Origin of the sequence: Sporomusa sphaeroides DSM 2875, assembly GCF_001941975.2 — a bacterium.
GTDB classification, from domain to species: domain Bacteria; phylum Bacillota; class Negativicutes; order Sporomusales; family Sporomusaceae; genus Sporomusa; species Sporomusa sphaeroides.
Genome location: NZ_CP146991.1, coordinates 2,238,376 through 2,250,891 on the forward strand (window position 1 = coordinate 2,238,376; position 12,516 = coordinate 2,250,891).

Sequence of the window (12,516 nt, forward strand, 5' to 3'; positions counted from 1 at the left end):
GCAATGAGGCAGGCAGAGGCTGATATGGCACAATTAAATAAACTCATAATTTTATTGTGAGTTTAGAAAAAACATGCTACAATAAACTCATATAACAGTAGTGAGTTTATTGATTTTGCTGGATTAACTACTCACTGTTTATGTGTGAGTAGTTAATAGTGGCGGGAAAGAAATGAATTGGAGAGGTAGCTAACCATGCACATTGAGGTACGGAAAAACGGAACGTTTTATTTAAAAGACAGCACCTACAACCGTGAAACAAAACTTCCAAAAAACACATCAATTTATCTTGGGTCAAATCCCATACAGGCAAGAAGTAAGCTTAAAACACTTACCGATGATTTGGCGCTGCTTAAACAAATACCTGATACCTTGTTATACGAGATAGAGCTTGATAAAGCCATCAAAAATCTGCAAAAACTGAATCATTTACAGACTGCCGGTGTAGCCCGGCTGATTAAGGAGTATTTACAGGAGCTTCTGCAGTCCAAACAATTTATTACTAAAGCAAGGGAGGGAGTTCTTGCTCCCACTGCCGATTGCCCGGATTGCCGCTTTAAACAGGCAAACCATTGTGACCACTTTCACCAAAATTTTATAACAGGCAATATTAAATATAGGGACAAGTCTTTACGTTGTCCGGCTTATGAGCCTGGACAAATAAAATCTCCCATAGGTTCAATTAAGCTGCCACGTGATTTCAGATAGTAACATTACAAATATTTCCTGGAAATATTTGTAATGTTGGCGTGTTTATGAAGCTCATCCTTTATATCGTGTTTATAAGTTTTGCGTGCCAACACAAGACCCGGCACGGGCGACTGTCATCTGATAACTCCCGTAACCCTCCGGCCATTGCCGGAAAAAGTGTTCCGTAGGAGAAACGCCGGGCGGTATTCTGTTAAGAAATCCGTACTGTTTGAGCGCAGTGAGTTTACGGATTTTAGGAATGCCGCCTGGCTTTTCAGCTTTTGGAGGCTTCGGACCTAGACCTTAGCTAAAGGAAGTTCCGCGCTTCGCTTGGAACTAAGCGATTCACACAAGTTCTAGCGTCGCGTTGCTCCTAATAGCTTGGTTTTCTGCTTATGGAGCGATGCCAAAAGTAAAACATATCTCTTTTTATGCCTGTTTGTATCCTGAGTCTCGTGAAAACTATGGAAGATCATAAAGATGAGATTATTCTTATCTTAGCCGGTTATCAGCAAGAAATGGAAAAATTTATGCAGACTAATCCGGGACTGCATTCCCGGTTTCCGATTCACATTGATTTTCCCGATTACAATAGACAGGAATTGCTGCAAATTGCCGAACAGTTATGTGCAAAACGCCAGTATCAGCTTACTGTTCAGGCAAAAAGTGCGTTATTACATTCGCTAAATCCGCCGGCAAACAATAGTGATGATAAATTCGGCAATGCACGCACGGTAAGGAACATTATTGAGAAAGCGATAAGGCGGCAGGCTGTGCGCCTTATCAGTAAGCATTCTACCACCAGAGAAGAATTGATGGTCATAGAACCAAGGGATATTACGGGGGTGGAGCCATGCGAGAATGTGTAATTATTGGTCGGCCTAATTCAGGCAAAACTATGTTTGCCCTTAATTTTGCCGGCTATCTTGGCGCCAAAAGTGTTGATGTAACTTTTCGCACCTACGATGATTTAATGACCTGCCGGCATTTTTCGCTCGAAGAAGGAAAGCGGGAATTATGCGGTATGGCCCTACATAAAACGCGATCTTTGCAATCCGTGGTTTTACGGATGACAGTAGGCAAGACGGCGGTAAATTTTAAACTTACTGATACTTGTGGCGTTAGTGAACAAATACACCAGGATGGAACCATTCGTAAAGGGATGGCGCAGACCATTGCCTTACTGCGTTCTGCCGACCTTATTTTGCATATGGTAGATTTATCTCTTATCGGCAAAAATCTTATAAATAATACGTCTACTATTGACCATGAGTTTTATAACTATGGTATTGTTCGCAAATCATATTTGTTGCTAGGCAACAAATATGATTTGCATTCAGCTAAAGACAACTTAGTGCATTTGACAGCCGCTTTTCCTAAGGCTACAGTTATTCCCATATCTGCACTGTATAGTCAGGGATTTAAAGAGGTGAAAGCCTGTGTGGCTAGAAATATTTGAGTTTTTGTCTACAGTAATGGCGGTGGTATGCTGCTCCGCTGCCGTAAAATTGGCTGATGACTATTTAGATAAGGACTATGATGCGGTTGTCGGGAAACCTAATTGGGCTAGAATATTAGAGCAGGGTACTATGTTATATGCTATGTTTTTGCTGGCCCTGGCTGCCGGTATTAATGCATCGCTAAGTCTGTCTTTGTTTTTTGCCAGCTATATTATTGGGATGTTCGGCAGTATGCATGAGCGGTTTCCCAGCCGGTTAACCGGTTTTCAGGAGTCATTTCTGGCATGTATTGCGGGGATAATCTTATTTGGCTGGAGCAATATGTTGTTTGCCGTTAGTTTTGTATTGGCAGTCCAGTTATTCGATGACTATATTGATGCCCGGAGTGATCAGATGGCCGGGCAGCGTAATTTGGCAAACCGGTTTGGCAGAATGGAGTGCATCATTGTATGTTTAGCATGTATAATGATTGCCTGGAGAGTGAATGATTACCTGTTTCTTCCTGTATTTACCGGTACGGCAATTATTTATTTGTTATCTTTTCGTTACGAGCGGGTACGTATATGATATTCTATATTATTATTGGCAGTCTGTTTGCCTTTTTGCTAGGCTATTGTATGGGAAAACGGCAAGGATGGAAATCGGGCTATCGTGAAGCGGAAGTCCTGATGCCGTTAAAACTGCGTCAAGACTCATTGGAAGCAGGAAAGTGCGTTATCTGTGATGAAAATTGGGTAAAAGCGTCACAATGCGAAATTTTTAGCAGGGGTGTGGATACTTTATAACAAAAATGGTGTAAAGTATAATGTGGATATTATCTAAACTAAGACAGAGAAGTTAGGGGTGTTTGATAATTGCCTGAAGTGCATGGAGAAAAGGACGGCTTAAAGAAAGTACTTATAGATAGCCTGGAGCAGTTATACCAATATACGGTTCCGTTTGGGCAGACAATTACAACTGAGTTGGCACAAGCTATGGCGGCTATCGCCGAGCAATTAAACCGTGAAATAGCCGTATATATTAACCGGCGGGGAATCGTTGTGCAGGTGGCGGTTGGCGATACTAAGACAGTAACTCTGCCGGCAACAGACGGCAGACGGTCGCCGGGCCGCCTGAGCGGCATCCGGTGCATACATACCCATCCGGGCGGCGATAGCCGGTTAAGCAGTATCGATGTGGCATCACTTAAAAAGCTGCGGTTTGATATTATGGCCGCCATTGGTATTAAAAACGGTATTCATGAGATTAGTTTTGGTTTTATTTCAGGCCATACTGCTGACGAATATGATGTACGAACAGTAGGCCCAATATCACTTAAGGAGTTTATCCAAATTGATTTGGGTTACCTAACCAATCAGCTTGAACGTTTGTTGGACAGCAAAGAGGCTGTTTCCACTATGGCTCAATCAGAAAAAGCGCTGCTTGTAGGTGTTGATCGGCAAGGTGACTGGGATGTCAGCCACTCACTCAGTGAACTGGCCCAGTTAACGGAAACGGCTGGTGCTGAAGTTGTCGGGTCTGTTTGGCAGAAACGCAGTCGTATGGATGCCGCCTATTTTATAGGACGTGGTAAGGTGCAGGAGATTAGCCTTGTGCGGCAGGAACTGGGTGCCAATATCATCATTTTTGACGATGAGCTTTCGCCTGCACAGCAACGTAACTTGGAACAGGCTCTGGGGATTAAGGTGATTGATCGTCCGGCGCTAATTTTGGATATATTTGCTCAAAGAGCACAGTCACATGAAGGTAAACTTCAGGTTGAACTGGCTCAGCTCAAATATAATCTTCCGCGCCTGGGCGGACAGGGTCTGGTATTGTCACGCTTAGGCGGCGGCATCGGTACCCGCGGACCTGGAGAAACCAAACTGGAAGTAGACCGGCGGCGCATACGGTCAAGAATTAATGATATTGAGCAGGAAATTGAAAATCTGAAGAAACACCGTGCTTTACACCGTGAGCGTCGCCAGGCGGCGAGAGTGCCTACAACCGCTTTGATTGGCTATACCAATGCCGGTAAATCAACCTTGCTTAATAAGCTGACTGCTGCCGGGGTACTGGCAGAGGACAAGCTGTTTGCGACTTTGGACTCAACCACCAGGAGAAGCATATTGCCGGGCGGCAAGGAATTTTTGCTGACAGATACGGTAGGTTTTATCCAAAAGCTTCCGCACCAGTTAATCGCGGCTTTTCGCGGCACACTGGAAGAGGTGGTGCAAGCTGATCTACTGCTGCATATTATTGATGCCAGCCATCCTCAGTATGAACAGCATATTCAGGCTGTGTATCAAGTGCTGAGGGAATTAGGGGCTGAAACTAAGCCGGTTATTACTGTGTTCAACAAAATGGATAAACTTGATAACCCGCACATTACCGGGCGTATGCTGCGGGAACCGAATACTATTGCGGTATCTGCAGAAAACGGCACAAATCTTGATAAACTGCTGGTGATGATCGAGGATAATCTAAAAGCAACCACAGTGGATGCAACATTGCTGATACCTTATGACCAAAGCGGTTTAATCGCAAAACTATATGATTTGGCGACAGTGTATTCGGTAGCCTATGAAGAGGCCGGTATTGCAGTTGCTGTTTCTTTACCGCCAGAGCAATTTGAGCGTTATAAAAAATATATACCAGGAGAGGAATAACTCATGAACTTATTTCCCAGTAACATTGCCGCCCTTAAAATCAAAGCACTGGAAACGGCACGCCCGCTGTTCGCAGCGGTAGATGATATTGCCGAACAAAATACCGCTAAAGTACTGAAGGCTTTTCGTAATCACCAGGTTTCCGAATACCTTTTCCGGACAACAACCGGTTATGGCTATGGGGACAGCGGGAGGGAACGCCTGGAAGCAGTTTGGGCTGAGCTAGGCGGTGCCGAAAAGGCGTTGGTACGCACTCAGTTTGTATCAGGCACCCATGCCTTGGCCTGTGTGCTATTCGGTTTATTGCGTCCGGGGGATGAATTGCTGGCAGTTACCGGCGCGCCCTATGACACCATGCAAACCGTCATCGGCTACAAGGTTCATACGCCCGGCTCCTTAAAAGAATGCGGTATTGGCTACCGCGAGTTGCCGATGAATCCGGAGGGGGTTAATATTGCGGCTATTGCCGGACATATGCGCAAGAACACTAGAATAGCGCTTATCCAACGCTCACGTGGGTATAGTCTGAGAAAACCGCTTTCTATCGCTGAAATTAAAGTCGTATGTGCTGAAATAAAGCGGCATAATCCTGAATGCATCTGCTTTGTGGACAACTGTTATGGCGAATTTGTCGATACCCTGGAACCGACTGCCGTGGGAGCTGACATTATGGCCGGGTCGCTGATTAAAAATCCTGGAGGCGGAATCGCGCCTTCCGGCGGCTATATTGCAGGCAAAGATGATTTGGTTGATATGGCCGCCTATCGTTTAACAGCACCCGGATTGGGAGGGGAACTGGGGGCCAGTCTGGCTGACAGCCGCTTATTATATCAGGGATTATTCTTAGCACCGCATGTTGTGGCCCAGTCTCTCAAAGGCGCAATCTTTGCGGCTGTGTTGTTTGATTTACTGGGGTATAAAACACTGCCGCAAGCTGATGATATACGCAGTGATATTATTCAAGCCATTGAATTAGGGTCGCCGGAAAAAATGATTGCTTTTTGTCAGGGATTACAGCAATATTCGCCGGTAGATGCGCATGTGCACCCTGTGCCTGGGCCGATGCCGGGATATACAGACCAGGTAATTATGGCAGGCGGCACTTTTATTCAGGGGTCATCTATTGAACTTAGCGCCGATGGTCCGCTGCGTCCGCCGTACATTGTCTATTTGCAAGGCGGATTAACCTTTGAACATGCTATGCTGGGTATTTTAGGAGCGGCCAGCGCTATTGCTGAGCTATAACCTGACATTTCTTACATATTTCTTAAACCTGGGTAATTTTGCGACAGGAAAAAGTGTAAAAGCGTCGAATACAGCAGAAGTATGGCTGCTTGTAGCTAAAAATATGCTGTTTGGTGGTTTAGTGTGGAATATATCATTGCCAGTTTGATTGCTATTCTTGCGGCAACTTTGATTGTATATAAGTTGGCTAACAATATCTTCGGGCTGGGTTTGCGATTGCGGCCGCTGCTCTTGTGTGCGGTATGCTCGATGTTTATTAGCTTAGTCCTGCCCAAAATCGTTGTTGGTTTCGCCGGTCTGCCAGGTACCTTGGCTGTATTGGCAATTTTTGCTGTTGTTTTTGCGTATTTTGTTGCCAAATGTGAAGACGAGCCTTCCCCTCGGGGAAGCGAGGTTGAAACCGCGGCAACATGTTCGCTTGCAGTTGCATCTGATGGAATCGTTCAAACTGTTACTAACGAATCCCACCCGGAAAGTGACACTCTTTTTGCAAGTAAGCTAGTGGACGAAGCGGCGGCAAGTGATGTATTGCAGCAGGAAGAGAGTTTTTTCAGCAGCAATGCCTCCGGGCAATTTCTCCCGGAGTCTGAAGCCGTCTTACCAGCAACAGATGACGTTATTTTGCCGACAGTTAATGAGGCTGATCTGGAAGAGCAAACTGTAACTGGACCATTTGGTGATTATGTTGATAATCAGGTTAGCGCAGAAGCTGCACTGTCTGACGAAACCTGGGAAGATGAGATAACTGAGCCTGTAGCTGTATTGGAACAACCTGTTGCACAAGAGGATGGCTTAATACAGGCAGTAACAGATGATGCCGGGAACTTTGACGAAACTGGGGAAGAAGAGGTAATTGAGCCTGTAGCTGTATTAGAACAACCTGTTGTACAAGAGGATGGTTTAGTACCGGCAGTAGCAGATGATGCTGAGACCTTTGACGATGTTCAGGAAGAAGAGGTAGCTGAGCTTGTAGCTGTATTAGAACAACCTGTTGCACAAGAGGAAGGTTCAGTGCCGGCAGTAGAAGATACTGAGAATTTAGATGAGGTTGGGGAAGAAGAGGTAACTGAGTTTACACCTGAATGGGAGCAACCCCTTGCACCGGAAGAAGAATTACCGGTAGAATTGCCTGGAGCATTAGACCAAGCGGAAGAGCTCGCAGAACTCCCTGGAACTGCAGCAACAGAAGTATGGCAACCAATGTCTGACGAGATAACCGGCCAAGACGAACCAGAGCAAGAAAGTTTTCTGGAAATGCCAGAATCGTCATTTGTGCAGGAGGCTGATAACTTGATCATGGATTACAATCATCCGGCAGGAGCAGCAATGCAGTTTGAATCTGAAGAATTAGATGATTTGCTTGAGTTTGCTTTTATAAGTAAAGAAAGCCATGACTATACCGCCGCATTTAATGCTTTTAACCGGGCCTTAACCTTATACCCTGCTAGTGAAGCGGCTCCTTTTCTCACCGTTGAAATTGGCAACATCCTGAAAAATAGGGGAGCTTATGATGACGCTATAAAAGTATTTTTGGATGGTCGGAATCTCTCGCAAACGAGGCAAGACAAGATGATGGAGCAAGAGTTTATTAGTACCATTGCCTATTTGCGTATTACTAAAAATGTTTTAGTGCAAAACCGTTTGGGTGATATTCCTTTTTGTGAGATTCCGCCACATATACTGGATCAAATAGATGAAGAATTTAGAGAGTGGCGTAATGTAGGTAATATCTAATTTACTTAAGAGAATATATGGGGGTTATAAAATGAAGAAAAGTGTAGAAATTGTTGGCCAACCAATTATTAGCATTACCGAAGGTAAGGAATTTGGGCATGTTAGAGAGCTTCTTATTAATTATACTAATGGTACGGTTGCGGCCTTAGTTATTGATGATGGCAAATGGTATCAAGGAGCCAAGCTGTTGCCTTTTGAGGCTATTGCCGGTTTGGGTGAATATGCTGTTACTATTAATAACAGCCAGGATATCCTAACCCTTGCTGACCGCCCCGAATTTGAAGCATTCTTTGCCGCCGGTGTGAAGATTATCGGCACCAAGGTGCTTACCAAAGGTGGCAAAATTGAGGGCAAGATTAATGAGTTTACCATTGATAATTCCGGTAAAATCAACATTTGTGAACTTGAAAAAACCGAAGGTGAAATTGTTGACCTTGCAGCACAAAACATCGTTACTTTTGGCAAAGAAGTACTCATTATTTCTGATGAAAAGGTAACTAACGCAGCGCCTGTGGTTAACCAGGTGGAGATTCCTGTTGTGGCAGCTCAACCTGTTGAGCCTGAACCGGTAGTAGTCACACCGGTTGAGGAGAATATTCCGGCTCCTCAGGTCGAAGTGCCAGCAGCACCTGTGGAAGTTGTCAAAGAAAAAGAGCAGCAACCGGCCGACGATTCTGCTAAAAAATTCGATGATAAACATCGTAAATTTTTGCTTGGTAAAAAAGTCGCCCGGCGTATCGAAACCGATAATGGCGCAGTAATTATAGAACAGGGTGGTGAAGTTACCGAAGAAGTTTTGCAAAAAGCCAAACTTGCCGGCAAATTTGTTGAGTTATCGATGAATATTCAATAATATTCAATTACGTACGCGTTAAAGTTAAAATGGAAATAAAGTCCCCGCTGTCCTGGCGGGGGCTTGCTTTACCTTTGAAAGTTTGCTTTATTACCAGCACTTAACGCAATGAAAGGATTAAGTGTATTCCTGTGCAGACTGTAACATCTAGAAAGACAAAGATAATTTTATTTTTAATTATAATCATACTGTTTAGTGCAGTCAGCTTGCTTGCAGCTAATACTGCATTTATGGTAACAAATAATATTTACCAGGGAGTTAGTGTGGGAGATATTCATGTCGGTGGCTTATCCGCAGCAGAAGCTGAGCGAAAGATTTCCACCGTCTTTAGTGAACGTACCAAACATAACCCATTTATTACAGCCGTCTATAACGAAAAAAAGTGGGTCATCTCTGCACAAGACATTGCGCTTACTATTGAAGCTGACAAATTGGCGCAGCAGGCATATGAGGTAGGCCGGAAAGGCAATATCATACATCAGCTGCAGGAACGGTATATAGCGATAAACAAGGGACATAGTCTGGCCCTGACAGTCCAATATAATAATGATAAGCTATATGATATTATTGCAGCCATTGCTAAGAGCATAGACCGGCAACCGCATAATTCCCGGATAAAACTAATCGGTACTTCAACTATTGAAATAGTTCCGGAAGTAACAGGCCGTAAGGTTAATATCGCCGGAACTTTGGCTGAAGCTACTGCGACGCTTAATACCAAGCTTAGCTTTGTGCTTCCTGTAATTGTAGAAGAAATTGTACCGCCAATTGTGTCTCAAGATCTGGTACACATTGATGGAATAATTGCTTCCTATACTACTCAGTTTGACCCTAAGGATTATAATCGTACACAAAACGTCTTACTGGCTGCCAAAAGCATTAACGGTACTTTGCTTAGAACAGGGGATGTATTTTCCTTTAATACTATTGTAGGTTTACGCTTATCTAAATTCGGTTATAAAGAAGCCCCTGTATATATTAACGGCATGCTGGTTCCTGACTGGGGAGGCGGCGTATGCCAGGTCAGCAGTACTCTTTATAATGCTATCTTGTTAGCCGACCTGGGTATTGAAGAGCGAACTTCCCATTTTCGGCCACCCGCCTATGTACCTTTAGGACAAGATGCTACTGTGGCGGATAATCAATTGGATTTCAAGTTTAGAAACACACTTTCCCAAAATATTTATATTACCAGTGAAGTTATTGGTAATCAGCTTGTTGTGAACGTTTTTGGTAAACGCAAGGAGAATTCTCCTGAAATTTATATAGCGGTTAAAGATAAAAAGGCTTTGGAACCTCGCACTTTTATTAAGCAAGATCCTGAATTGGAGCTGGGCAAAGAAATCATCGAAGTAGAAGGACAAAAAGGATTCATAGTATCGACTTATCGTATTAAAAAGGTAGATGGCAAGATTGTCAGCCAGGAGTTTTTAGGATCAGATGAATTTATACCAGTAGATAAGATAGTACGGATTGGCAGTAAAATTCCGCCAGAGCAGCCTCAAAAATAGGACTTATATGTTTATAAAGAAAACACGGCTTGCGCCGAGCCTTCGGCGACGGCACAAGCCGATGTTGATCCTGCTCTTAAGAAAGTTATACTTTTTGTTGGAATAATAAAAAGCAGCTTCACTAATAGTGAGCTGCTTTTTCATATAGGTAAATATAATTATTGAAGACGACGGAATACCCCGATCACTTTACCCAATATAGTGACCTGGCGTGAATAGATGGGTTCCATAGCAGGGTTTTCCGGTTGTAAGCGGATACAGTCCTTTTCTTTAAAAAAGCGTTTTACAGTGGCTTCTTCTTCATCAATAAGCGCAACTATAATGTCACCGTTCCGTGCAGTATTTTGGCTGCGGATAAGAATATAATCACCATCCAGAATTCCAGCTTCAATCATACTATCACCTTGAACAGTGAGCATAAAAACATCATCATTGCCTACTAGTTCAGTAGGGAGGGGATACGTTTCCTCAATATTTTCCACAGCTAAAATAGGCGTACCGGCTGTTACCCGTCCTACCAACGGTACCGGAGTAATATTTTTCTGACGCCAGGGAGCTTCATCTAATACATCAATGGCGCGTGGTTTTGTTGGATCTCTGCGAATAAAACCCAATGCCTCAAGTTTAGACAAATAACTATGTACAGTTGAACTGGAACTTAATCCGACAGCTTCGCCAATTTCCCGTACTGAAGGCGGGTAGCCTTTAGTGCGAAGAGTTTCTTTAATATATTTTAATATCTGTTTTTGCCGGGTATTAAGTAAGGTTTCTTTATTAACAGTCATTGGAACACCACCAAGTAATAATTATCTATTACTATTATAACATTATAATCATAAAATGCAAACATTCGTTCGTTTTTTTTAGATGGTGATATTGACCAGAACATATGTGCGTGCTATAATAAAGCAAACATATGTTCTGGAGAGTGATATTTATGAAAAACTTTCATTTTATTGCTATGGTTGTTGGTATCATGTTGTTGGTTTTCGTTTGGAATAATTATTCCGCGGCATCAGCAAATTCAAAATCAATAAGTTATCAGACCGTATCTGTCAAACCAGGTGATTCGGTATGGAGTATCGCAGCAAATTTCACTACACCGAAAGATGATATCCGCAATGTCATTATAGATATAAAGAAAATTAACGGTCTTAGCAATGATGTAGCTATATATCCGGGTCAAACATTGAAGATTCCCGTAAAAGCAACCAATACAATTATTGAAACTAATGATGTCCGGGTCACTAAAGCACGCTAGTGTCCCGCTTTTTTTATAAAATTTTATGTCCGATAATATCTATTATGTTAAGTTAAGGCTGAGGGAGTGGCAAAAAGCTTTCTTTTGGTGATCTCGCTTTTTGCGTTTGCTATGAAAATATAAATTTTTTGCCGGAAAACGTATGATCGCTATTCTTGCGTTTTAGTTGCGGTCATAATCGCAACTAATCTTTATGAGTAACCATATGTAAACGAATGCATTAAACTAATCAATACACCGTAGATGGTGTTATTACATCATATTATTTATCATGCGAACACCTGTTTGCTAATCTGTGGCAATCAGGCGATCACAGGAATACATTCCCAGACATATGTGCCTTTTATTCTGAATAATAGACTCTTATAAAGAAAAAACTAGAATGAAATTACATATCTAACAAATTGGAGGTGAAGAAATTGGCATATTACGGCAACAATTACTCCCAGAAACTTACTCAAAAAGAAAAAATGTACTTGGAAGATGCTCTGCAAATGGAAAATCTGGCATTTGCCAAGTATAGCGCCTATGCAGATCAATGCCAGGATAATGAGTTGAAAAACTTATTATTTAGCATTTCTATGAATAAGAGCCATCATGCCGATAGGTTGAAACAACTGATGGGAAGATCTTTCTCATCCCAGCAATATCAGTAATTAATTTTGAAACGAGGTGAATCTGTGGGCACTAAGAGACGTTATAACAATAATAATAATTATACCCCAAACAATCGCGGCAGACTTTCTGACCGTGATATGATGCTTGACTTGCTTAATATGGAGAAACATCTTTCCCATTTGTATGAGCATGCCATAATGGAATCCTCTAATATCACGGTTCATAATGCGATGGAGGAATTCCAGCAGGATGAGCACGAAAACGCCTATACTCTATTTTCCGTTATGCAGGAAAAGGGTTGGTATAATCCTGCTGAGCAAGAACAAAGACTCCAGTCGAAAAAAAACTTTCATGTAAAATCGAAGAAAAGAAAATATCAGGATGATAACCATAATTATTATGGTTATCACTCTAAATCACATAACAACGAGTATCCGTACGCATAATCGAATAGCTGCATGCTGAAAAACCAGGAGTTTATCCTGGTTTTCTTATT

At 42.6% G+C, this 12,516-nt stretch carries 14 protein-coding genes; 13 read left to right on the forward strand and 1 reads right to left on the reverse strand.

The features are described 5' to 3' along the window. The first annotated feature begins 195 nt into the window (after positions 1 to 195). The 10 genes from SPSPH_RS10420 to SPSPH_RS10465 all read left to right on the forward strand — a co-directional run bounded on the left by SPSPH_RS10420 (position 196) and on the right by SPSPH_RS10465 (position 10,141). The gene (locus tag SPSPH_RS10420) at positions 196 to 708 is read left to right on the forward strand and encodes a hypothetical protein (RefSeq protein WP_075755613.1); all 513 of its coding nucleotides are present in this window, start codon (positions 196 to 198) and stop codon (positions 706 to 708) included. 446 nt (positions 709 to 1,154) lie between these two features. Further along, positions 1,155 to 1,559: an AAA family ATPase gene (locus SPSPH_RS10425; protein WP_075756053.1), complete on the forward strand. Its 405-nt coding sequence runs from the start codon at positions 1,155 to 1,157 to the stop codon at positions 1,557 to 1,559. Continuing rightward, entirely contained in the window at positions 1,544 to 2,149 is a 606-nt protein-coding gene (locus SPSPH_RS10430) for a GTPase (RefSeq protein WP_075755614.1), read from the forward strand. The genes SPSPH_RS10425 and SPSPH_RS10430 overlap by 16 nt, the downstream gene beginning before the upstream one ends. Then, positions 2,130 to 2,717, forward strand: coding sequence for a hypothetical protein (locus tag SPSPH_RS10435; RefSeq protein ID WP_083945470.1), 588 nt, complete (start codon positions 2,130 to 2,132; stop codon positions 2,715 to 2,717). The genes SPSPH_RS10430 and SPSPH_RS10435 overlap by 20 nt, the downstream gene beginning before the upstream one ends. Then, positions 2,714 to 2,935 carry a hypothetical protein gene (locus tag SPSPH_RS10440; protein WP_075755615.1) on the forward strand — a complete coding sequence of 74 codons (222 nt, stop codon included), beginning with the start codon at positions 2,714 to 2,716 and terminating at the stop codon, positions 2,933 to 2,935. The genes SPSPH_RS10435 and SPSPH_RS10440 overlap by 4 nt, the downstream gene beginning before the upstream one ends. 69 nt (positions 2,936 to 3,004) lie before the next feature. Next, positions 3,005 to 4,798: a GTPase HflX gene (gene hflX, locus SPSPH_RS10445; RefSeq protein ID WP_075755616.1), complete on the forward strand. Its 1,794-nt coding sequence runs from the start codon at positions 3,005 to 3,007 to the stop codon at positions 4,796 to 4,798. Between the two features lie 3 nt (positions 4,799 to 4,801). Continuing rightward, positions 4,802 to 6,043 carry an aminotransferase class I/II-fold pyridoxal phosphate-dependent enzyme gene (locus SPSPH_RS10450; RefSeq protein ID WP_075755617.1) on the forward strand — a complete coding sequence of 414 codons (1,242 nt, stop codon included), beginning with the start codon at positions 4,802 to 4,804 and terminating at the stop codon, positions 6,041 to 6,043. Positions 6,044 to 6,166: 123 nt separating this feature from the next. Then, positions 6,167 to 7,777, forward strand: coding sequence for a tetratricopeptide repeat protein (locus SPSPH_RS10455; RefSeq protein ID WP_075755618.1), 1,611 nt, complete (start codon positions 6,167 to 6,169; stop codon positions 7,775 to 7,777). A 31-nt stretch (positions 7,778 to 7,808) separates the two neighbouring features. Beyond that, complete coding sequence (locus tag SPSPH_RS10460; protein ID WP_075755619.1) at positions 7,809 to 8,630, forward strand: PRC-barrel domain-containing protein; 822 nt, start codon at positions 7,809 to 7,811, stop codon at positions 8,628 to 8,630. Between the two features lie 263 nt (positions 8,631 to 8,893). Continuing rightward, a complete protein-coding gene (locus tag SPSPH_RS10465) occupies positions 8,894 to 10,141 on the forward strand; it encodes a VanW family protein (protein ID WP_233138784.1) in 1,248 nt (415 codons plus the stop codon). A 158-nt stretch (positions 10,142 to 10,299) separates the two neighbouring features. On the opposite strand, the gene lexA is transcribed toward SPSPH_RS10465, so the two are convergent. After that, positions 10,300 to 10,926 (reverse strand): transcriptional repressor LexA, encoded by a 627-nt coding sequence (gene lexA / locus SPSPH_RS10470; RefSeq protein ID WP_075755620.1) that lies wholly within the window; start codon positions 10,924 to 10,926, stop codon positions 10,300 to 10,302. 152 nt (positions 10,927 to 11,078) lie between these two features. On the opposite strand from lexA, the gene SPSPH_RS10475 reads away from it, so the two are divergent. The 3 genes from SPSPH_RS10475 (at position 11,079) to SPSPH_RS10485 (ending at position 12,466) form a co-directional block, all read left to right on the forward strand. Next, complete coding sequence (locus SPSPH_RS10475) at positions 11,079 to 11,402, forward strand: LysM peptidoglycan-binding domain-containing protein (protein ID WP_075755621.1); 324 nt, start codon at positions 11,079 to 11,081, stop codon at positions 11,400 to 11,402. 419 nt (positions 11,403 to 11,821) lie between these two features. Then, positions 11,822 to 12,058, forward strand: coding sequence for a ferritin family protein (locus SPSPH_RS10480; RefSeq protein WP_083945472.1), 237 nt, complete (start codon positions 11,822 to 11,824; stop codon positions 12,056 to 12,058). Between the two features lie 24 nt (positions 12,059 to 12,082). Continuing rightward, the gene (locus SPSPH_RS10485; protein WP_075755622.1) at positions 12,083 to 12,466 is read left to right on the forward strand and encodes a spore coat protein; all 384 of its coding nucleotides are present in this window, start codon (positions 12,083 to 12,085) and stop codon (positions 12,464 to 12,466) included. Positions 12,467 to 12,516: the final 50 nt, after the last annotated feature.

Bases quoted from the DNA above. Each gene is read 5' to 3' on its own strand.
- lexA (WP_075755620.1), bottom strand. From the start codon at position 10,926: ATGACTGTTAATAAAGAAACCTTACTTAATACCCGGCAAAAACAGATA.
- SPSPH_RS10450 (WP_075755617.1), top strand. From the start codon at position 4,802: ATGAACTTATTTCCCAGTAACATTGCCGCCCTTAAAATCAAAGCACTG.
- SPSPH_RS10440 (WP_075755615.1), top strand. From the start codon at position 2,714: ATGATATTCTATATTATTATTGGCAGTCTGTTTGCCTTTTTGCTAGGC.
- SPSPH_RS10475 (WP_075755621.1), top strand. From the start codon at position 11,079: ATGAAAAACTTTCATTTTATTGCTATGGTTGTTGGTATCATGTTGTTG.
- SPSPH_RS10425 (WP_075756053.1), top strand. From the start codon at position 1,155: ATGGAAGATCATAAAGATGAGATTATTCTTATCTTAGCCGGTTATCAG.
- SPSPH_RS10430 (WP_075755614.1), top strand. From the start codon at position 1,544: ATGCGAGAATGTGTAATTATTGGTCGGCCTAATTCAGGCAAAACTATG.
- SPSPH_RS10420 (WP_075755613.1), top strand. From the start codon at position 196: ATGCACATTGAGGTACGGAAAAACGGAACGTTTTATTTAAAAGACAGC.
- SPSPH_RS10460 (WP_075755619.1), top strand. From the start codon at position 7,809: ATGAAGAAAAGTGTAGAAATTGTTGGCCAACCAATTATTAGCATTACC.